This is a genomic window from Ktedonosporobacter rubrisoli (genome assembly GCF_004208415.1).
Lineage (GTDB): Bacteria > Chloroflexota > Ktedonobacteria > Ktedonobacterales > Ktedonobacteraceae > Ktedonosporobacter > Ktedonosporobacter rubrisoli.
This window is the reverse complement of the sequence record NZ_CP035758.1, coordinates 530,043-549,434: the sequence shown is the minus strand read 5'-3', so window position 1 is coordinate 549,434 and position 19,392 is coordinate 530,043. Positions and strand designations below refer to the sequence as shown.

General features: G+C 51.0%; 19 protein-coding genes and 1 pseudogene. 8 read left to right on the top strand and 12 right to left on the bottom strand.

Annotation, left to right across the window (positions count from 1 at the left end; genetic code table 11):
• Positions 1-46: 46 nt before the first annotated feature.
• Positions 47-1,555, bottom strand: coding sequence for a MocR-like pyridoxine biosynthesis transcription factor PdxR (gene pdxR / locus EPA93_RS02480; RefSeq protein WP_129885515.1), 1,509 nt, complete (start codon positions 1,553-1,555; stop codon positions 47-49).
• A gap of 233 nt (positions 1,556-1,788) precedes the next feature.
• Between pdxR and EPA93_RS02475 the strand changes: the two genes are divergently transcribed.
• On the top strand, positions 1,789-2,967 hold the full coding sequence (locus tag EPA93_RS02475; protein WP_129885514.1) for an NAD(P)H-binding protein: 1,179 nt from the start codon (positions 1,789-1,791) through the stop codon (positions 2,965-2,967).
• Positions 2,968-3,224: 257 nt separating this feature from the next.
• Here EPA93_RS02475 and EPA93_RS02470 read toward each other — a convergent pair whose 3' ends face one another.
• Positions 3,225-3,842 carry a hypothetical protein gene (locus EPA93_RS02470; RefSeq protein WP_129885513.1) on the bottom strand — a complete coding sequence of 206 codons (618 nt, stop codon included), beginning with the start codon at positions 3,840-3,842 and terminating at the stop codon, positions 3,225-3,227.
• Positions 3,843-4,027: 185 nt separating this feature from the next.
• Between EPA93_RS02470 and EPA93_RS48975 the strand changes: the two genes are divergently transcribed.
• Together EPA93_RS48975 and EPA93_RS48970 are read left to right on the top strand one after the other, a co-directional pair.
• On the top strand, positions 4,028-4,438 hold the full coding sequence (locus tag EPA93_RS48975; protein ID WP_207229425.1) for an SDR family NAD(P)-dependent oxidoreductase: 411 nt from the start codon (positions 4,028-4,030) through the stop codon (positions 4,436-4,438).
• Entirely contained in the window at positions 4,435-4,788 is a 354-nt protein-coding gene (locus tag EPA93_RS48970) for an SDR family NAD(P)-dependent oxidoreductase (RefSeq protein WP_207229424.1), read from the top strand. Before EPA93_RS48975 ends, EPA93_RS48970 begins: the two co-directional genes overlap by 4 nt.
• Before the next feature lie 10 nt (positions 4,789-4,798).
• Here EPA93_RS48970 and EPA93_RS02460 read toward each other — a convergent pair whose 3' ends face one another.
• From EPA93_RS02460 to EPA93_RS02445, 4 genes are all read right to left on the bottom strand, one after another.
• Positions 4,799-5,701, bottom strand: a complete 903-nt coding sequence (locus EPA93_RS02460; protein WP_129885512.1) for a class I SAM-dependent methyltransferase — start codon at positions 5,699-5,701, stop codon at positions 4,799-4,801.
• Positions 5,702-6,367: 666 nt separating this feature from the next.
• Positions 6,368-7,702, bottom strand: coding sequence for an Nramp family divalent metal transporter (locus tag EPA93_RS02455; RefSeq protein ID WP_129894414.1), 1,335 nt, complete (start codon positions 7,700-7,702; stop codon positions 6,368-6,370).
• A gap of 23 nt (positions 7,703-7,725) precedes the next feature.
• Positions 7,726-8,475: a metal-dependent transcriptional regulator gene (locus EPA93_RS02450; RefSeq protein WP_129885511.1), complete on the bottom strand. Its 750-nt coding sequence runs from the start codon at positions 8,473-8,475 to the stop codon at positions 7,726-7,728.
• 396 nt (positions 8,476-8,871) lie between these two features.
• Entirely contained in the window at positions 8,872-9,384 is a 513-nt protein-coding gene (locus EPA93_RS02445) for a MarR family transcriptional regulator (protein ID WP_129885510.1), read from the bottom strand.
• Between the two features lie 209 nt (positions 9,385-9,593).
• Between EPA93_RS02445 and EPA93_RS02440 the strand changes: the two genes are divergently transcribed.
• Positions 9,594-10,589, top strand: coding sequence for a quinone oxidoreductase family protein (locus EPA93_RS02440; protein ID WP_129885509.1), 996 nt, complete (start codon positions 9,594-9,596; stop codon positions 10,587-10,589).
• A 153-nt stretch (positions 10,590-10,742) separates the two neighbouring features.
• On the opposite strand, the pseudogene EPA93_RS02435 reads toward EPA93_RS02440, so the two are convergent.
• The 4 genes and pseudogenes from EPA93_RS02435 to EPA93_RS02420 all read right to left on the bottom strand — a co-directional run.
• Positions 10,743-10,844 (bottom strand): annotated as a pseudogene (locus EPA93_RS02435) (ATP-binding protein); the annotation flags it as partial.
• A gap of 21 nt (positions 10,845-10,865) precedes the next feature.
• On the bottom strand, positions 10,866-11,441 hold the full coding sequence (locus EPA93_RS48165) for a uridine kinase family protein (RefSeq protein ID WP_165422820.1): 576 nt from the start codon (positions 11,439-11,441) through the stop codon (positions 10,866-10,868).
• A gap of 49 nt (positions 11,442-11,490) precedes the next feature.
• Positions 11,491-11,760: a hypothetical protein gene (locus EPA93_RS02425; protein ID WP_129885506.1), complete on the bottom strand. Its 270-nt coding sequence runs from the start codon at positions 11,758-11,760 to the stop codon at positions 11,491-11,493.
• Positions 11,761-12,019: 259 nt separating this feature from the next.
• Positions 12,020-13,786: an ISL3 family transposase gene (locus tag EPA93_RS02420; protein WP_165422819.1), complete on the bottom strand. Its 1,767-nt coding sequence runs from the start codon at positions 13,784-13,786 to the stop codon at positions 12,020-12,022.
• 316 nt (positions 13,787-14,102) lie between these two features.
• Here EPA93_RS02420 and EPA93_RS02415 point away from each other — a divergent pair, with 316 nt between their 5' ends.
• Entirely contained in the window at positions 14,103-15,992 is a 1,890-nt protein-coding gene (locus EPA93_RS02415; protein ID WP_129885504.1) for a beta-L-arabinofuranosidase domain-containing protein, read from the top strand.
• Between the two features lie 63 nt (positions 15,993-16,055).
• On the opposite strand, the gene EPA93_RS02410 is transcribed toward EPA93_RS02415, so the two are convergent.
• Positions 16,056-16,439 (bottom strand): VOC family protein, encoded by a 384-nt coding sequence (locus tag EPA93_RS02410; RefSeq protein ID WP_129885503.1) that lies wholly within the window; start codon positions 16,437-16,439, stop codon positions 16,056-16,058.
• Positions 16,440-16,826: 387 nt separating this feature from the next.
• Between EPA93_RS02410 and EPA93_RS02405 the strand changes: the two genes are divergently transcribed.
• The 3 genes from EPA93_RS02405 to EPA93_RS02395 all read left to right on the top strand — a co-directional run bounded on the left by EPA93_RS02405 (position 16,827) and on the right by EPA93_RS02395 (position 18,715).
• The gene (locus tag EPA93_RS02405) at positions 16,827-17,213 is read left to right on the top strand and encodes a hypothetical protein (protein ID WP_129885502.1); all 387 of its coding nucleotides are present in this window, start codon (positions 16,827-16,829) and stop codon (positions 17,211-17,213) included.
• A complete protein-coding gene (locus tag EPA93_RS02400) occupies positions 17,210-17,449 on the top strand; it encodes a helix-turn-helix transcriptional regulator (protein WP_129885501.1) in 240 nt (79 codons plus the stop codon). The genes EPA93_RS02405 and EPA93_RS02400 overlap by 4 nt, the downstream gene beginning before the upstream one ends.
• 258 nt (positions 17,450-17,707) lie before the next feature.
• Positions 17,708-18,715 (top strand): CPBP family intramembrane glutamic endopeptidase, encoded by a 1,008-nt coding sequence (locus EPA93_RS02395; protein WP_129885500.1) that lies wholly within the window; start codon positions 17,708-17,710, stop codon positions 18,713-18,715.
• A 55-nt stretch (positions 18,716-18,770) separates the two neighbouring features.
• On the opposite strand, the gene EPA93_RS48965 is transcribed toward EPA93_RS02395, so the two are convergent.
• On the bottom strand, positions 18,771-19,310 hold the full coding sequence (locus EPA93_RS48965; RefSeq protein ID WP_207229421.1) for an MraY family glycosyltransferase: 540 nt from the start codon (positions 19,308-19,310) through the stop codon (positions 18,771-18,773).
• Between the last annotated feature and the right edge of the window lie 82 nt (positions 19,311-19,392).

Sequence of the window (19,392 nt, the reverse complement as noted above, 5' to 3'; positions counted from 1 at the left end):
ATGACTAGCTTCCCTGGAAGCGCACTGGATGTGGGTCTCTCTTTCTCTATCCCTGCCTGGTATTCCATGCTCGCGCAAGGCGCTGCACTCCTTCCTCAATCTCTCGTTCGGTCCAGGAAGCATAGCTGAGTAGAACGCCACCACGACCAGTAGGCTCCATACGGTAGGCTGAGAGGGGAGAAACGATGATGCGCTGCCTCTCCGCCTTGCGCGCCATTTCGCGATCATCGGTGCTTTTTGGGAGCCAGCCGACAAGATGTAATCCGGCGGCTGGTCGTTCAATAGTGAGTACCTCTCCAAGAGAGCTTCTGGCACAATCCCACAAGAAGTTTCCTCGTTTCGCATACAATGAACGCATGCGGCGGATATGGCGAGCGAAATTTCCCTCCCTCATGTAGGTTGCTACTGCTGCCTGTTCAAGTATCGGCAGGAAGACATTTGCTGTGCGCAGGGCGGCTACAAAAGCATCGACTAGCGATGGCGGGACGACCAGATATCCGAGACGTAATGCGGGAAAAAGGACTTTACTAAAGGTTCCCAGGTAGAGCACATGCTCTGCTCCTTCAAGCCCTTGCAGCGCCGGAATAGGACGACCAAGGTAGCGATACTCGCTATCGTAGTCGTCTTCAATGATCCAGGCCCCGGCAGCTTGTGCCCAGTGCAACAATTCATAGCGCCGGGCAAGGCTCATAGTCACGCCTAGAGGAAATTGATGCGAGGGAGTCACGTAGGCGAGCCGGGCATCTGGGCATCTCGCCTTCCCGATCCCAACATCTATCCCCTCTTCATCAATGGGAACTGGCACAACAGTGGCTCCTACATCCTCAAACGCAGCTTTCGCATAGGGATAACCTGGATCTTCTATCCAGGCTGCATCTCTCGCATCAAGTAGCAGGCGTGCCGCAAGCGACAGTCCCGCTTGCGCACCCGCAACCACAATCACCTGGTCTGCTGTGCAGCGGCAGCCCCGCGAAAGAGTGAGGTAGGTCGCAATCTCCTCCCGCAAGGGGCGAAATCCCGCCGGATCTGGATAACTCAGCAGCGAGGGGGAAAGTTGACGCAGCACTCGCGTGACTGTTTGTGTCCACTCCTGCAATGGAAAGCTCTCAAGCGCGGGGAGGCCGATACGGAAAGGGTAGCGGGCGTCGCCGCTGCCAAAGCCGGGCGGCAATGAGAGTGTGGTGATCTGTCTTCCACGTTGTGATAAGCCTGCATACCCACTCACAGGTACGGAAGGCTGTGCCACCTCCGTAGACATGGTTGTTACCTGGAAGAGGCTTTCGGAAAGATGCTTCGTGACGTAGGTTCCTGCTCCGACCTGCCCCTCAATATACCCCTCGGCAGAGAGATCCTGATATGCCTCTTCGATCGTCGTGCGCGAGACGCCCAATTCGCGGGCGAAGGCACGCGTTGAGGGCAATCGGGTCCCTGGTGTCAGATACCCAGCACGAATGGCTCGGCCAAGCTGCTCATAGAGTTGACGGTGCAGGGGCAGGCTGGCGCTCGCATCCAATTGGATGCCGGGCAACGGAATTTGTGGTGTGGGCTTTGGCATAAGCCGTCTCCTCTGGTTCTCAGCATAAATAATGGCCGCCTTAGCATATCCTATAATGGCCATTTTGGGCAAGCCAATTTTCTGCTAGAGTTTCGTTAAGAGATGATCTTCACAAGGAACGAAAGAAGATTCAACCTGAAGATAATCCGCGTCCGCAGATGGCACGAAGGCTTTCTGCCTGCCACCTGTGAATGGAGGCAATCAGACAGCAAAAGAAAGGATCATGATACAACATGGCACACATTTTAGTCACAGGAGGGACCGGCGACTTAGGGCGCGCGGTAGTTGCGCAATTGCTTGCTCAGCACCTTACCCCGCGCGTGTTGAGTCGTCAAATTAATCCTGATCTTCCGCCAGGCGTTGAGGTGCTAATCGGCGATCTGACGTCAGGAGCGGGGCTACGCGAGGCCGTCGAGGGGGTCGATGCCATCATTCATTGCGCCAGTTCGCCTCAAGGAGCGCTGGCGACTGATATTGGTGGAACACGCATGCTCGTTCAGGCCGCCCGCGAGAGTGGTTCGCCCCATTTCATTTATGTCTCCATCGTTGGCGTTGATTACGCCAGGACTGGTTATTATCGAGCAAAATATGAAGCGGAGAAGGTAGTCGAGCAATCACACCTTCCCTGGTCTATAGTACGCGCCACGCAGTTCCATTCCTTTGTGCTGCGGCTTATTCAATCACTTGGAACCGATACATTGAATATTATTCCAACTCCGCCCGATGTACATTTGCAACCAATTGATATTGGTGATGTGGCTGATTACCTGGTATCTTTGGTGAACCAAGGAGTGAGCGGACAGGTGCAGGAACTGGGAGGGCCACAAATACTTTCATTAGAGGAGCTGCTTCAGACCTATCTTCGGCGACGAGGAAGAACAGCGACCCTGCGGCCAGTAGAGCTTCCTAACTCGCTATTTGCAGTCTTTAGCCAGAAGAATCATCTCTGTTCTCACGCTGCCGTGGGAAAGAAAACCTGGGCTGAGTTTATGAACGATTGGTATGGAGAGAGGGGCCCTTACCCGGCATCGAAGAAGGAAACAACTATTCTCTTAGAACAACTGATTCAAGTTCCTCACGAGTCACAGGTCACCGTACATACAGTTGCATTCGAGCCAGGAGCCCAGGGGCCTTTTCCCCACCGTCATCCTGGCCCTGTTTTTGGCTATGTCGTAGAGGGAGAAGTGCTTTTTGAGATGCGGGGGCATGCTCCCACAGTGTATAAGCAAGGCGATGTCTTCTATGAGCCGAATGGATGCATCCATCTCCTTGCCAACAATCCGAGTCCCTCACGGAACGCACTCTTAGTCGCAGTGCTCATCGGAGAGCCCGGTCAGCCAATCTTGACGCCGGTATCGCTCCAAGCTGGCACTAATGATCCTGTGGACGGCTATGATGGAGCTTGTTCCTGAGCAGTCACTTTGCGTCGTGCCTCACTCTCTTTGGGAAGTGGCGCACGATGCATATGACCTTCTCCAATAAGGCGAGATGCATCTGCTCGCACCTCGCCTTTCTTGTTCTCCAGCGTGGCTTGAGTAGACAGTAGGTACGGCGAAGCTGTGCATATCTGTGAAAATTTGGGCTTAAGCGGTATTTTCCCCGATTTTTGCCCACTAATTTAAGTATCAACCTCTTGACAACATTTCAGTACAAAAGCCCTGTAGGGAGGCTATTTCTGTTGCATCTGCTGTCGCTGATAGTGCTCAAAAGCTGCAATAATATTTCCTCCTATGACAATCGGATCTCCGTAACAGTCGTGAATATTCCACTTCACATACCTATTCTCTCTATAGTAGACATTGAACCAGTAGTCGGTGCTGGAGCTTGTTCGGTCTTCTGTATCGCCTCTGACAGTTATTTGCTTGTCCATATCCATCTTTTGTACCATGTTAAAAGAGAGGTGGGCAATTTTGTCCTTCTGGCCTCGGTAACATTCGACCACCCCTTCTGGCAAGAGCACCAGTAATGAATGCCCTTCTAGCAGGCTGCCCCTGACGATCCAAACAGCGGCCAACAAAAAAAGCCCTGCAACGACCAGTGCGGCGACCAGGCCGGGCCCATCAATATGGGGGCTCGCGATATTGAAAGTTTCCAGGCGAAAAGAAGAAATCTCTAAGCCGCTAGTAACGGCGATACCAAGGGAGCTGCCAAAAACAATACCAAAGCAGAGAAGAAAGATCGCGATGCCAATAGCGCAGCCCAGTCGGCTCTTACTGGGGAAAACCTGCCAATCAGCTGGATAGTGGCCCTGACGAGCAGTATGTATTACCTTAGTTGGATCAAGCATCGTTTTGCCCTCCATAGCATTACGAACTTATAGAAGTTTCCCTCTATGTATAGAGACGCGTCAACAGTTGAAAATTCAAAAAGGTCTCTTTGGCGAAAGCAAAGGTTAAGTGTAAAAAGGTCTATAACCCCCTTGACAGACGGGGAAAGTCTGTATTATCTGATAGGTTTTCAGATTACGGTCTGTTGGAACGAGCAGAAGCTCGTTCTAGAAGGAATCTCTCATGGCACAGGCACATTTCGCGAGCGAGAGGTGGACAAGCGGCTTCACTTCCCGATCAATCTGGGCGCGTTGCTGTCGTCACAGGCGCCAATCAAGGCCTGGGTCTGGAAACGGCAAGGGCATTGGCTCTGCGTGGTGCGACTGTTCTGCTTGCATGCCGGGATCTGGACAAAGCTGAGCGCGCAGCGGCGTTGATTCGGGCTGGAGACGCCTCGGCGAAGGTGCAGGTGGTGCGGCTTGATCTTGCGTCCCTTGCCTCCATACGTGAGGCCGCGACTACGATTCGCGCCCTCTCTACTCGCTTGGATCTGCTTATCAATAATGTGGGAGTGATGGAGATCCCCCTCAACGCACCAAGAACGGTTTTGAGTTGACCCTCGCCATAAACCACCTGGGACCCTTTGCGCTCACTTGTTTGCTTCTAGATCGGCTCCTCTCCACCCCCGGCTCGCGGATTGTGACTGTGAGCAGCCTGGCCCATCGACGTGGCGTTATGCACTTTGAGGACCTACACTTAGAGCAACACTACCAGCCAGCGGAAGCGTACGCACAATCGAAGCTGGCAAACCTTCTCTTTACCCACGAACTCCACTCCCGCCTTACTGCCGCGGGCAGCGGAACCCTTGCCCTGGCGGCCCATCCTGGCAATGCACGCACCATGCTGTGGCTGACTTCATCCTTGCTGGAGCGGGTGCTTAGAGGACAATTTCTAGGCGTGATATAAGCCTATGCGGCTATTTCTCAATCCGCAGATAGAGGAGCCCATGGCGGTGAATATCCTGTCCCGCCTCAACGAGCGGGCGCAAGTGAGCTTCGAATTGTGCCATTTCGTCAGGGCTTAAGGCTTGTTGCAGAGCTTCTTGCAACATTGGTACAAGAGGATTTTGCTGCTTTTTTAAGAAGATATCCCAACGTGCTGGCTCTTCACCAGGCACGCAACTAGCATTTAGTGTAAAGTCGACGCTGTTAAAACCAGCTTTTTGTGCGTAAGTGAGCATATCACGTTCATCGAAATTGAACATAGGATCTGTGTCCCACGGCTGCAGACGAGCAAAGACTGCCTGAACCTTGTCAGCAATTGATTGAATAGGAGTCACGTCATATCCCCAGAAAAGATGCTCAAAAGCTACCTTGCCAAAGGGCTCTAGAGGTTTAAAGCGGTTGATTGGTTCAAAGAGGACAACCCGGCCTCCCTGACGCAGGACGCGATAAAATTCGGAGAAGGCTTGTTGCTTATCCTGGACGTAAATCAGGACGGAGCGTATGGTAATGACATCTATGGAGTTATCAGCAAGCTTGCGTAAATCCTCTGCCGAGGCCTGAAGAAACTGGCATTGCTCTATGGCATTTTTCTGCTCAGCAAGCATTCGGCAATGGTCCAGAAGGAAAGAAGAGATATCACTGAAGATGACTTTCCCTCCTGGACCGAGCCTCTCCAGTGCCCCGAAGGCGAGCAAGCCGTCACCGCATCCAATATCCAGAACCGTCTCGTTGCCCTCCAGCTTAGCCCAGTTCAATAACGTATTACGAACTGGATAAAAAAAAGCTTGTTTCTGCTCCTCTTCAGTTTGAGAATCTCCTTTCCATCGACCATGGATGAGCCACTGTGCCCATTTATCTGTCTGCGATTCTTGCATTCGTTTTCCTCGATCTTTATAGGCTCCTACATGCTATTTTGCTTATAGTCATAAAGAGCTTATCCACTTGTAAAAAATACAAAAAGAATTTTATCTATGGCAGGTGATGTTTTGTCCAGAATATGCTAGAATGACATTCTGTTATTTAAATGTAAATTGTACGCTAATAGCCAAAGATATTCTTTAAACATTTTAGATGTAATGAGCAGAAAAGTAAATAATGATATTAGCTGCAAGCATGCTTCGGTCAACACAAACGCGCATGCCATACCGCATTTCCAGTGATCGGAGCTCCATAAAGTTAATATAGCAGGCAGTGTAGTAGCCAGAGATTGTTTGAAGTGATGAGCACTTTGTTAAGAGCCTGCAAAGAGAGCAGCCAGAAGTTTTGCCTCTGGCTGCTAAACATTTCCTGTCTGGTTTATCTTCTCATCACAGAGAGTAGGCAACTTCATGAGCCCGGCCAAACCTCATTCGCACTCACACAAAAATGAGGGAGAGGATGAAGCTTTCCAGCGCAACGTGCAGCACAAAGTGCAAAAAGAAGTTCCCAACTCGCTTTAGCAAGTTCTTCATCTATATGCCTCCTTCTATATGCTACAATCTTTTGACGGTAAGACATGATGCTTATTGGCCTGGCTTTGCGTACTCCTGTTTATCCTCGCCTTAGGTAGGCAGCCACCAACCAAGAAGCGGGGCAAAAGTGGAGTATAGCAGCCAGACGTTGAGACTAAGAATAACTGCACTACAAGCAATGGCGGCCCACGTAGTTAGCGGCTTATTTACCAGTGTGCCCATCAGGTCGCGGCGCCGTGTGAACATAATCATCGTAATGACTGGGAGAGGAAGGACAAAACTTAGCACGACCTGGCTGACCACAAGCGTGTTCGTCGGGTTGAGACCGATGGCTGCGACAAGTATGGCTGGAAGCATGGTTACAAGTCGTCGTAACCAGACTGGGATGGTAAAGCCTACAAATCCTTGCATAATCACCTGTCCAGCCATTGTTCCCACTGTGGAACTGGAGAGACCAGAGGCCAGCAGGGAGATAGCAAAAACCAGGCTGGCTGTGCCTCCTAATAAGGGCGCCAGGGTCTGGTAGGCGCTGTTGATATCTGCGACATCGGCTTTGCCATTGGCGTGGAAAGTGGCGGCCGCCATATAGAGCATTGCCATATTGACCAGACCAGCCAGTCCCATCGCGATTACTACATCAGGAATGCTCCAACGAAAGATTTTACGCGCTTCCTCTTCACTTCGCGGAATGACGCGTTGCTGAGTCAGCGAAGAGTGCAGATAAATGACATGCGGCATGACTGTTGCGCCGATGATACCCACAGAGAAGAGCACGCTCTGCGTCCCGCCCAGCCAGGGAATCACAGCATGGAAGCCGATCTGCCCCCAATTGGGACGCGAGAGAAAGGTCTCGATTACGTAACAGATGGCAATTACTCCCACCAGGGAGATGATCACGGCCTCTAAGGGACGAAAGCCACGACGTTCCAGTGTCAGGATCAGGTAGGTAGCAACTCCCGTAATGAGGGTCGCATAGAGCAAGGGGATGCCAAATAGGAGATTGATAGCGATACTGGCGCCCAGAAATTCGGCTAGATCTGTAGACATCGCCATAATTTCACAGATGATCCACATAGCATAGACAACTGGCTTCTTAAAATGAAGGTGAGAGAGCTCGGCCAGGTTCTTTCCAGTTGCTAAACCAAGTTTGGCTGACATGGTTTGCATCAGCATGGCCATCAGATTTGCCAGGACAATGACCCAGAGCAGATTATAGCCAAAGGCGCTGCCTCCCTGAATGTTGGTGGCAAAATTGCCGGGATCAATATAGGCTACGCAAGCGATAAAGGCAGGCCCCAGGAACGGTAGGAAGCGCAGAAGGCCTTTTTTATGTCCGTTGAGCGCAGCGCGAGCGGCAGCCCGCGTTCCTGATTCCTCGGGAATATTAACCAAAGCCTCCTCTACTCCCGTTGCCCCATCGCGCATGGGTGGCATTGGAGGGTATGTTCTCATAATGCTTCTCCTACTGGTATGCTGGAAGATGCCAGGACATTTCTGCTGTACGGTGTGACGGGACGCACAAAAAGAGCCTGGGCTACCGTCTTCCCAATCACATGGACTTTAGTGCCAATTCGTATGGTATAGACTCCATCACAAGGTGTGGCGGCTTCCACTGATAATAAAGCCCCTGGAATGAGCTCCAACTCGGTCAGATAGCGCAGTAAATCGGCTGACTCATCACTGATACGCTGCACAATAGCATATTGACCGGGGGCGATCTGTGAGAGGGGCTGACTGGGTGAAGTGACGATCTTGCCATCCTGCGTGGGGATGGGGTCACCATGTGGGTCTTCGGTGGGGTACCCCAGCAGAACTTCCATGCGAGCCACAAATGCATCTGAGATCGCATGCTCGATCTGCCGGGCTTCCGTGTCCACTTTATCCAATGGAAAGCCCATGATTTGGGACAGGAAGCGTTCCAATAAGCGGTGGCGGCGAACCAGTTCTATGACTAATCGCTCACCTTCCTGCGTGAGTTCGATCCCATGATAGGGAATGTACTGCACATAGCCACGTTCTCTGAGCCACTTAAAGAGTTGTGTCACTGTAGCATCAGAAATGTGCCCGGCGCATTCGCTGGATTGTAAGCGCTCCCGCATCGCTCCGGTAGTAATAGATTCGCCACGTTCGCGCAGCTTGTAACAGAGCGTTAAGCACTCAATAGCGCGAATAGGTAAGGTGCGCAGTTCAGGAACCATTGCAAATCCTCATTCTTATCCTGGCAAAATAAAAATTTTGCTTCACTAAAAATAGTAATTACACTAAATAAAACAATTTGTCAAGCAGGGGAAAAATAAGGATTGACTACTGTAAAATAAAATGATGGAAGGAAGGATGCTGATTGCTGATGGTGAACTGCCGTGAGCGCGTTATCCCTGGCTTCTTTTGATTGAACTGATGAGAGTGTTGATCTGCACAGTGAATATGGAATTATCGCCAGGAAATGTGGTAAAGGTTTCCTGGCACCAGACCCCTCAGATCTTCAATCGATTGGCTTCGCGGCTTATATACAGTGCTTTCCCGATCCCAAAGGTAAAGCGCTGGAAGAGCAGCCAGCTTCGTGTTAGTCTGTCTTAGCTTGTGCTGACTCATGCTCAACCCTGATTGAGATAGTCCTGGCAAAAGCGCACGATGAGTTGTAGTTCGTCAATCGAGTATCTTAATAAAAATTGTCTGCCCTGCTCCTCAAGTTGGGGATGGAGTTGCTGGTGCCACTTGAAGATTTCTCTGCCTTTTTGGCTAAGACGAAAGTAAATCTCTTTTCGATTGTTTGGAAGTCTCTCAGAGAAAATGAGCTCTTGCTCAAGGAGTTTCCTGGTAACCTTTGAGATGGCACCTTTGGTAATACCAAGTTGCCTGGCGATCTGGATGCCTTTGATCGGCTCATGCTCTCCGATGGCGCTAAGAACATGCAGGGCCGTCACGTTCAAGCTTTGAAGGAGATCAACCCAGGCCTGGCCTTTCGTTTGTACAAGTTCTAGCAAGCGTTCCTGGTCATCCCGCTCCTCTTGTTGGCGGATCTGAATCGTGAGATGAACAATCTGCTCACTGAGCCTGAGCTTCTCCTGTAGCGCTTGATCCTCATTTTCTGGCTGGGTAGATGTCATTTTGTCTGGCTTTCAATCAAGAGATAAACCTGTGCAGGCGCCTGGAATGTGCAAGTACTGTACCAGAATGACGAGAAAAAGACAAGGTTTCCAATGGAAACTATCTTGTAATTGGGATAAATCTCTGTTACAATCCAAATATAGTTTCCATTGGAAACTATATTGAAAAGCTGGCACATCTATGCAGGAAGCAAGAAAGGAATATTGTCATGAAGATGCGTACAATTCGTATTCATGCCTATGGCGGCCCTGAAGTAATGCAGCTCGAAGAGCAAGCACTGCCCCTTCCCGGCCCTGGCCAGGCTCTTGTCAGAGTACACGCGGCGGGCGTCAACTTTCTGGATATTCAGGAGAGGCGTGGTGATCTTGCCTCTCAACATTTTTACCAGGCAAGTGGTATTTCTGTTGAGCTAGGACTTGAAGGAGCAGGAGTGATAGAGGCCATTGATCCTGAAGTTTCCCATCTGAAGGTTGGGGATCGCGTGGCCTGGGCCGGGGTGAATGGATCATATGCGAGCCATATCCTGGCCCCGGCTTACCATTTGATCCCTATTCCTGATGAGATGAGCTTTGAACAAGCGGCGGCCGTGCTTTTTCAAGGCATGACTGCTTATGTGCTGACCCATCTGGCCTATCCGATTAAGCCAGACGATTGGTGCTTAGTCCAGGCCGCAGCAGGCGGGATCGGTCTTCTCCTCTGTCAAATGGCAAAACGGCGGGGAGGGCGCGTTATTGGAATTACCTCCACGCAAGAAAAGGCGCAGGCAGTTCACAAAGTTGGAGTTCAGGATGTGCTCATTTCCACTCTTGCTGATCAAGTGCAAGACGTCCGGCGTATCAGCGGAGGGCAGGGGGTCCAGGTAGTGTATGATGGTATCGGCAAAGCCACCTTTGAGGCCAATCTTGACAGCCTGGCCCCGTGTGGCTCTCTACTCATTTATGGCCAGGCCAGCGGCTTCATCCCTCCATTCGATCTTATGACGTTAATGGAGAAAGGTTCGCTCTTCATCACGCGTGTGGCGGCCTATCACTACCTCCGTGATCCACAGCAGGCAAGCCGCTGTCTGCAAGATCTCTTTACCTGGTTATTGCAAGGACAGCTCTCTGTCAAGATTGATCGTACCTATCCTCTAGCCGAGGCCGCGCTGGCACATCAGGCAATGGAGCAGCGCCAGACGAGCGGCAAGGTGCTCCTACTCCCTTGAGCAGTGTCAAAGACTGCTGTTTTTATGCGGGTAACCCATTTAGGAGGTTACCCGCATAATCAGACCAACCATGATCCCGGCACTTTATGCGTATGGGCGTAAATAGTTGCAAAGTCTTTCCATCAAGCGATATCGTCAGGCTGGCACCTTTAAAATTTGGTTCCACTCAGTAAACCGCAAATTACTGGTAATAACGATCGAAACGCGTTCATAGAGATCGGAAACCAACTGGAAGAGGAGTTGACTTCCCTCTTTGGGCTACCATTATTCGCGGATTTATCCGTCAAAAAATACTGACAGGTCGTAAGCTTGTGCACCGTTGATCACCAAGTCGGCTTTTCGTTCTGGGTGCTCACGCTCAACATATTCATCCTCGCTGGCCATCCATTCCTCCCATTGCGGACGAGCAGCTTCCCCATCACGTTCAAGACCGCGCCGCAGTCGCTCCTGGCGTGGTGTTTCAATCCAGATGGAGAATGCGAGATATGGCCGAAAAGCTTCTCTTGAGGAAGAAACCCCTTCAAGGAGAAGATGCTCGGTGGGCTGTATTTCGTGCCACTCTGCCAGGCGTTCTGTGCTCCAATCATAGCGTTGGTAGCGCGCTGTCTCATTGTGAGAGAGTGGTTCAAGCACTTGCTGAAGCAAGCGGGGCCACCAGTTGAGCGGATTCTCTCGACTGGCAAAATCATCGGTGTGAAGAATGGGTGCACTGCCTAACTGGTGCGACAAGTGCTCAGCAAATGCGCTTTTCCCGGCCCCGCCTGGGCCATCAATCGCGATGATCTTTGTGGTCATTCTATCTGGAGCTTGTGCGCTCTTAATTGCTTGAATGATGCTTCTTTGGTTATTCATCTCGTGCCGATTTCCTCCGTTGCACCTCAAAAATCGTCAAATATTCGCGCTATTTACTCTCTGGCTTCTCTTTCGGCTTATTTTTACTGCCTCGTGGACGCCGCTGAGCCGCTGGCTGATATCTGCCCACCTCATCCGCCAGGAAGTAAAGTGCTCGGCCTGGTTTCTTCACCTCTTTGGTCTGCTCAACGAGTTCGCCTTCCTCTCCATACGTAAATGCTTTGAGCTTGCCAGTCGCCGCCAATTTATGTATCCAGGTTTTTGAGCACCCAGGTTGCCTAGCCGCCCCCTTGGTATTCAAAACCTGTAGTGTTAGCATGTACGAACCTCTCTAGACCAGATGAGTCATTTGAGGCTATGGTACAGTTTTTGTTAGCGAGGGTCAAGGTGATCTATTTTGTGATTCTCAGAGTAGACCAAATTTCATTGAGGTAGTCACTATTTTTGATTCACAGTTTTGGGAGGAGGTCTTTTTGTTGGGCTCATCCTCACATTAAATGAGCTTGGTTGATTGTGAGAAAAGAACTCTCTTGAGGGAGTACAACGAGGGAGGGTGTGTAGAAACGGAACGCCGAGGGCTAAACCCGGCAGAGGACGCGCAGCCGCAGGAGATCGAAGTTTGCTCGTCCGAAGACGATCCGCTTCTGAAGTTTGAGGCAATTGACCTGCGCCTCGACCTGACCATTACTCCAGATGCTCGAAAATGCGGCACGGACGGCTGCATAATCGAGACGAATTCCCCTCGCCATCTTGCGGAATTCGGGAAGGATGCTTTGTTCAGCGGTCTGAAGCCATGCATCCAGATCCCTGTCTCGATGCTCGGCCAGCATCATGACAAATTGTTGCCCTAATTGGTAGGCTGTTTCCAGATCGGGATGACCTTCTCGGATTTGCTCAACGTACTTGCGTTGCTGTTCATCCAGTTTTTCTGATCGACTGACAAGAAGCCAGGAAGCCCGCGTGGGAGACATTCGACGTTTCACCAGGGGTTGGGGAGGAGGCGAAGCCGAAGTTTCGATGGGAGGGGTTAAAGCCTGATGTACTACTTCCACTGCTCTCGCTGCCTTGTATTGCTTGCGAACACTGGCAAGAAAATTTCTGAGCAGAGATGTTGACCCGGTATAGCCACGAGCTTTGATCTCATCGTAAAGCTGAACACTGTTTCTACAGCCCTGTTCCCAACGCTCCCGGATGTAGGGCTTGTACTGATCCAGCATGCTGCCCCGTGGTCCTCTTCGGTGTGAGGCCATTTCAGGATACTCTTCAGCTTTGAGAAAACGACGAACGACCTCGCGGCACACCTTCAACTGTCGAGCGATGGCACGAACGCCAATCCCAAGCGTGTTCAGCCTTCGTACTTCTTCATACAAGCCATAGCGCCTCTCCCGTCGTGCCTGCCGGTGTAATTGTCGAGAATTGTCTGGCGGGGGTCGCCAATAGGGGGTCGGCGGGATCGTTCGATAGTGTTTTTCATCTGCCACCTCGACAGATGGGGGAACTGACTCCTTGGTGGGTGATCCTTTGATCCCTCGTGCGCGAGCAGGGATCGCATCAGCCCTGGTTGAAGCCTCGTGGGGTAAACAGGAGTGTCTCCGGTCCATTACCTCCTTGATCCTCTCTCGAAGGTTTTTCAGCAAATGGAATTTGTCGGCCACCTGCTCGGCTTGTGGAGCACCACGTTTGGCTGCTGCCGCATAATCTCCCCCTCGATCACGGCTGACCAATGTAATCTCTGGATGCGATCTCAGCCAGGTTTCCGCTGTTTGGGCGCTGCGATCTTCTAAGAGTTCAATCGGGCGACGACTTTGGAGGTCTACGACCAGCGTGCCATAGGTCATACCTTTCTTCCACGCCCAATCGTCGATCCCAACAATGGGCACAGACGTAGGTGGGGTGTAGATGCGTGCTCGCATCCTGCGCAACAATGTTGGTCCAGAAACCTGCATCCCCAGTTTGGGTGCAAGACGCTCTCCCAGTTCTCCGCAGGTGGCAAATCCAAGTGTCTGGAGGGTCTCTGAAAGCCGATTGGTCATGCGAGCATAGGAATGCACCAGAGAATCGAGGCGCTCCGTAAATATGCTGTGTGAGCAAGTGGATGTGGGACAGACAAAGCGGCGCACTCTCAGCTTCAAAATGACGCGCCGACCCCCAGCTGGCAGATCCGCCACGGTCCTGACATAGGCTCCGTGTATCCGATCAGATGAACAGCTACAGCCTGGACAGAGCGCGCATGGGTGATGGCAAGCAATGTGAACCAAGACACTGGTTGCGTCTTCCTCAACAGAGGTGATGCTCACCCCTTCTGGCAGAGGTAAAAAGGGCGAAGTGGGGTCTGTCTGGCTCATCGATGATGTTCTCCTTGCAACGTAACAACACACAACCATCGATGAGAGTCTATCAGAAAACTTTACAGCGGTTCAAGTAACCAAGCTCATTTAATGTGAGGATGAGCCATTTTGTTGGTTAGCGAAAACAACCTTTAGCTAGCGCGGGGTTTATGAGTGTGTTTTACAAAGCTTTGAGTTTTCCAGGAAATAGCAAATGGTGAGCTGGATCTAAACGGTGCTCTTATGTTGACATCTCTAGCTGATCTGTGTACCATAATGAGAAGTAAGGAAAACCTTTTCCTTACCGTATGAAGTCCTACAAGGAAGTTTATTTATGGATGAGCAGAAGAAAAGAGCAGCTTTAGCTGCAAAGAAATTGACGCCGTTAGCCCTGGGCAGCATTCATCCCACCGGCTGGTTGCGCAAGCAACTTTTGATACAGGCGAACGGCTTGAGCGGCCATCTGGATGAATTCTGGCCTGACGTTGCGGATAGCAGTTGGATAGGGGGTAAGGCCGAGGGATGGGAGCGTGGCCCTTACTGGTTAGATGGTGTAGTGCCGCTGGCCTTTGGCTTAGATGATGAACGTCTCAAAGCCAAGGTGCAGCATTGGATGGATTATGTTCTCGGGCATCAACAGGAGGATGGCTGGCTTGGTCCCGTGCTCGATAAACAATATGGGTATGAGTATGATCCCTGGCCAATTTACGTGATGCTCAAGGCTATGACCCAGTTTTATGAAGCCACCAAGGATGCCCGCGTTATTCCAGCTATGAAGCGCTTTCTACGCCGATTAGATACCCTGTTGGCCGAAAGACCTTTGAAGTCCTGGGCAAAGATGCGCTGGCACGATCTCCTTTTGAGCATTCAATGGCTGTATGAGCGCTGCGAAGAAGAATGGCTTTTGGCGTTGGCTCACAAGCTTCATGAACAGGGCTTCAATTGGAGTTCGTATTTCATCGATTATCCATATAAAGAGAAAAGTACGGTAGGGGAGTTTGAGAGTCATGGCGTGAACTGCGCGATGGCTGTCAAAGAGCCTGCGCTCTGGTACCGTCATTCGCAGCTTGGGCAAGATCTCGCGGCTGTTGAGCGCATTATGCAGACGCTCGATACCTATCATGGGCAGGCGACGGGTATGTTTAGTTGCGATGAGATAGTCGCGGGCAAGAATCCATCACAGGGTAGCGAATTATGTGCAGTCGTTGAATACCAGTTCTCGCTAGAGGTTGCCCTGACAGTTCTGGGAGATGTCTCTCTGGCAGATCGCCTGGAGCGCCTGACCTTTAATACTTTGCCAGCGATATTGAGCGAGGATATGTGGGCCCATCAGTATGATGGGCAGGCCAACCAGGTTATTTGTTCTATTAATGAGGATCGAATCTATACGACAAATGGGCCGGACGCCAATATTTTCGGCCTGGAGCCGCATTTTGGCTGTTGTACGGCGAATATGCATCAGGGCTGGCCCAAGTTTGTTTCACATCTGTGGATGAAAACTCCTGATGAGGGATTAGCTGCCATTGCCTATGCTCCTTGCCATGTGGATACGCAGGTGGGCGATGTACCTGTGCATATCGAGGTTGAGACAGAGTATCCTTTTGAGGAAACTGTGCGTGTGACAGTTGCTCCCGCGCGGCCGGCTCGTTTCCCCCTCTTGCTGCGCATTCCGGGCTGGGCAAAGGGCGCCACGCTTGCCCTGGCGGGAGAGGAGAAGCAAGAAGTTGCTGCCGGAACGTTTCATCTCCTCGAACGCGAGTGGAGTGCGGCAACGGAGATTGTGCTACATTTTCCCATGACCCTGCAGACTTCGACGCGTTATCATGGAAGTGTTGCCCTTGAGCGTGGTCCCCTTGTGTATTCCTTACAGATTGGGGAAGAATGGCGACAGGTGGGAAGAGAGCTACCTGCCGCCGATTGGGAGGTGCATCCAACAACGCCCTGGAACTATGCTCTGCAGATCGATAGAGAAGAGCCCGAGCGTGGTTGTGTTATGGAAGCTCGTCGACCAGGAGAGCGTCCATTTGGCGCTGCTGAGGTTCCGGTACTGCTGCATGTCAAGGGTAGAAGAGTGCCCGAATGGAAACTGGAACACAACGCAGCCGGGCCGCTTCCCTATAGCCCGGTTCACTCTGCGCAGCCTCTAGAGGATTTGACGCTGGTCCCTTATGGCTGCGCTAGATTGCGCATTACCGAGTTTCCTACACTTGCTGCGGAGAAATAGGGCGGGCGCTGCTCTCAATCAAGCAACCGCTGAAGGGATGGGAGCAGCGCCATCAGTTAAGGGTTACACTTTGGGCATGTCATAGGTGCTCAACTCGATCTGATAACCGCTGGGATCGTTAAAATAGAGCGAATCGCAGCGTGAGTAGCGAACAAATCTGAAATTGATGCCTATGGAACGAAGATGTTCCTGTGCATGCTCGAAATTGGCTCGATTGAGCCGCATGGCAACGTGTCCGTTAAAGGGCGAGATGGGATAAGCGGGAGCAGCTGGGAACAGGGCAATGCACGCATCTCCTGAACCCATCACCACCGGATTACCCTGTCCCGTCTCGTCCCGATACTGGTAGCGCTGCTCCATTCCAAGCACGGACCGATACCAGTCGATTGATTGCTGTAAATTCCTGGCAACTAAAGCTACATGATCAAGAGCTTCGATCTGAAACATAATTACTCCTTCTCCTTTTGCTTGCGGTCATTGGCGCGGATAATTCGCCAAAATCCTGTATAGCAAGCAAAGCTGTATTTCTGTGCTTAGCATATTATTTCCCTCAGAAAATTAGAACGTCCTAAAAGTCAGTTTGAGCCTGTTCTTTCGGGTAGCCTGGTGACCTCTTTATTCCCCTGATGGGCTAATTTAAATTCTCTCGAAGAGCTCTGTTGGCCGCATCAGCTTACGAAATTTGCTAGTTCGATGTAAAGCTTGCTTGACAAATTTACAATCATTGCTTACACTATGACAAGTAAACTTTACACTTTGACAAGCTGGTTTGACAAAGATAAAAAGCAATTTAGCGAGCTAAGAAATCACATAACCTGGAAAGTATAGGGAGCTATGAATAAATCGGCGAGAAATCCACATCTCAAGGCGTTCTGGATAGCAGCGATTGTGTATGTAATAGTTATGTTCATTTCAGCGATAGTGGTCAATATCAGTCCCAGCTCGGCATGGTGGCGTATTCCTCTGGCGCTGACTCCGATCGTGCCGGCCATCTTTGCTATGTTTACCTTTATACGCTTCATCGGCCATATGGATGAGATGCAGCGCCACATTCAATTGGAGGGATTGGCTTTCGCCTTCGCAAGTACGGGCCTGCTGACCTTTAGCTATGGCTTTCTGGAAAATATTGGCTTTCCTCATCTGGGTTGGCTTTACGTCTTTCCCTTGATGATGGTGCTCTGGAGCATAGGTACTGACCTTGCTTCATGGAGATATCGATGAATAATAAGCTCAAAGTGCTCAGGGCGATGCATAACTGGTCGCAGGCTGAGCTTGCCGAGCACCTGCAGGTCTCGCGACAGACGGTGAATGCCCTGGAGACTGGCAAGTATGATCCTAGCCTGGCGCTTGCATTCAAGATCTCGCGCCTCTTTCAGATGCCCGTTGAGCAAATCTTTGATCCAGAGCCAGAGAACAAAGTTGGGCAAATCTTTGATCTAGAGCCAAAGAACAAATAGGCTAGCAGGTATGAAGGATGGGGAAAAGATCTTTATTAACCTGTGATATCTGATGCCTTTGAAAAGATAAAAAGTTCTGGGTGTCAGAGGCCGGGATAATAGATTAGCCTGTACCAAGAGCTGCTGCTGCCTGGCATAAGAAAGATGGACATGTAAAGAAAAGTATATCTAGCTAACGATAAATGCGTGGGCGTAAAACTGCTATCATTGTCTATAGAGGGAAGCTACGAAATATATTTGAAGAAATAAGAGGAAAATATGGCGTCAAAAAATGTAAAGATTCAAACCGGACAACACTACGACCATAGGTCAATCTTGAGAGGCCATACGTTAGTTGCGTACTTCGTGTTGGCCTATCTTATCTCCTGGCTGCTCTGGCTGCCGTTTGTTGTATCGAAAGGGGGAGGAACTGGTCTTCTGCCATTCACGATGGCGGCCTCTGGATTGGATACTCTGGGCATCATTATATTGGGTTCGTTTGGTCCGGCAATTGCGGCCTGGATTGTGAGTGTTATTGTAGAAGGAAAGGTAGGCGTGCGGCTTTTACTACGTCGCATGATTCGTGTACGTGCGGGTATCCAATGGTACATATTGGCCTTGTTCTTGCCTCTTCTGGCATGTGTGCTTTATTATCTACCATTTGGACCTCAAGAGTGGCCGGGGCATCTGTTCAGCACCAAAGGTGCGTTTGGATTAGCACTCTACGTTGTTTATGTCCTGTCAGGTATGCTGGCAGGCTCTCCGCTAGGTGAAGAACCGGGATGGCGCGGTTTCGCTCTGTACCGCTTGCAAAAGCGTATGGGGCCGCTGCCCGGTAGCCTCCTACTCGCACTCTTATGGGCCTGCTGGCATCTGCCGCTTCTCGTCTTCACAGTCTGGGGATCTGCGTACCAGCAAGTGGGCCTTCTTCCCGGCCTGGCAATTTACATATTGACAGTCGCAAGCTATACCATTGTCATGACCTGGTTGTTTAACAATACGCGTGGCAGTATCTTCCTGGCCATTCTCTTCCATTCCGCCGTTGACACGGCGCCATCATTTCTCCTGTCATGGTTTCCAGAGTTGGGCAAAATGTTGCAAGGAATTGAAAATAGCGGATTGGCAGTCCTCATGATGTTAGCAGGTGCTGGCGTCTGGTTGGTGATTGCTGGAATTATACTGCTTGCGACCAGGGGGAAGTTATCCTATAAGCCAGAGCTTGAGAATGACGTTCGGCCTGTCATTGCTGAGCCTGCCGCCGAGAGCGAAACGGCCGTCTCAAACTGAAATCTCCATCTATATACAGAGGGCTCAAATACACGAGGGCCCTCTGTAGCGGCCTTTATTGTTGGGGATGATAAGGAGGTTGACCGTATTGCCCATAGCCTGGCTGGGCATGGGGCGCTTGCGCGGGCGGATAGCCCGGTTGGGCATAAGGCTGCTGTGCCGGCGAGTAAGCTCCTTGCGGATAGCCTGGCTGTGCGTAAGGCTGCTGTGCCGGAGGATAGTTGGCAGGCGGATAGCCAGATTGGGCATAAGGCTGTTGTGCCGGGGGATAGTTAGCAGGAGGATAGCCGTTATATTGGGTCGGGGGATAGGCATAAGGCTGTGCTGGCATGCCATAGGGAACCTGAGCTGGTTGAGCCGCTCTTTGGCCGGTTGCCAGTCCCACAAGGCCCTTGATCAGAGCGATGGCTCCCAGGACTGCCAGAACAATACCGGTAAGTACCCAGTAAGGGTAATAATAGTGGGAGGAGCCAAAGATAGCGACCCAGGATAGGCCTCCTCCCGCCGGGATCAGGATAATGCCTCCAATAATCTGGTGATGTGGTTTCCCTCTCACAAAGAGCATCCGATAGAGAAGACGAATAAGAGCAAACATGATAGTCCCTTTCCTCAAATACAGGGCGGAATTTAATAGATATTCCTCTATTGAAACGCACAGAGGCAAGGAAAAATCTCCT

Coding starts and splice junctions, on each gene's coding strand:
- pdxR (WP_129885515.1), bottom strand. CDS start 1,555: ATGCCAAAGCCCACACCACAAATTCCGTTGCCCGGCATCCAATTGGAT.
- EPA93_RS02475 (WP_129885514.1), top strand. CDS start 1,789: ATGGCACACATTTTAGTCACAGGAGGGACCGGCGACTTAGGGCGCGCG.
- EPA93_RS02470 (WP_129885513.1), bottom strand. CDS start 3,842: ATGCTTGATCCAACTAAGGTAATACATACTGCTCGTCAGGGCCACTAT.
- EPA93_RS02460 (WP_129885512.1), bottom strand. CDS start 5,701: ATGCAAGAATCGCAGACAGATAAATGGGCACAGTGGCTCATCCATGGT.
- EPA93_RS02455 (WP_129894414.1), bottom strand. CDS start 7,702: ATGCGCGATGGGGCAACGGGAGTAGAGGAGGCTTTGGTTAATATTCCC.
- EPA93_RS02450 (WP_129885511.1), bottom strand. CDS start 8,475: ATGGTTCCTGAACTGCGCACCTTACCTATTCGCGCTATTGAGTGCTTA.
- EPA93_RS02445 (WP_129885510.1), bottom strand. CDS start 9,384: ATGACATCTACCCAGCCAGAAAATGAGGATCAAGCGCTACAGGAGAAG.
- EPA93_RS02440 (WP_129885509.1), top strand. CDS start 9,594: ATGAAGATGCGTACAATTCGTATTCATGCCTATGGCGGCCCTGAAGTA.
- EPA93_RS48165 (WP_165422820.1), bottom strand. CDS start 11,441: ATGAATAACCAAAGAAGCATCATTCAAGCAATTAAGAGCGCACAAGCT.
- EPA93_RS02425 (WP_129885506.1), bottom strand. CDS start 11,760: ATGCTAACACTACAGGTTTTGAATACCAAGGGGGCGGCTAGGCAACCT.
- EPA93_RS02420 (WP_165422819.1), bottom strand. CDS start 13,786: ATGAGCCAGACAGACCCCACTTCGCCCTTTTTACCTCTGCCAGAAGGG.
- EPA93_RS02415 (WP_129885504.1), top strand. CDS start 14,103: ATGGATGAGCAGAAGAAAAGAGCAGCTTTAGCTGCAAAGAAATTGACG.
- EPA93_RS02410 (WP_129885503.1), bottom strand. CDS start 16,439: ATGTTTCAGATCGAAGCTCTTGATCATGTAGCTTTAGTTGCCAGGAAT.
- EPA93_RS02405 (WP_129885502.1), top strand. CDS start 16,827: ATGAATAAATCGGCGAGAAATCCACATCTCAAGGCGTTCTGGATAGCA.
- EPA93_RS02400 (WP_129885501.1), top strand. CDS start 17,210: ATGAATAATAAGCTCAAAGTGCTCAGGGCGATGCATAACTGGTCGCAG.
- EPA93_RS02395 (WP_129885500.1), top strand. CDS start 17,708: ATGGCGTCAAAAAATGTAAAGATTCAAACCGGACAACACTACGACCAT.
- EPA93_RS48965 (WP_207229421.1), bottom strand. CDS start 19,310: ATGTTTGCTCTTATTCGTCTTCTCTATCGGATGCTCTTTGTGAGAGGG.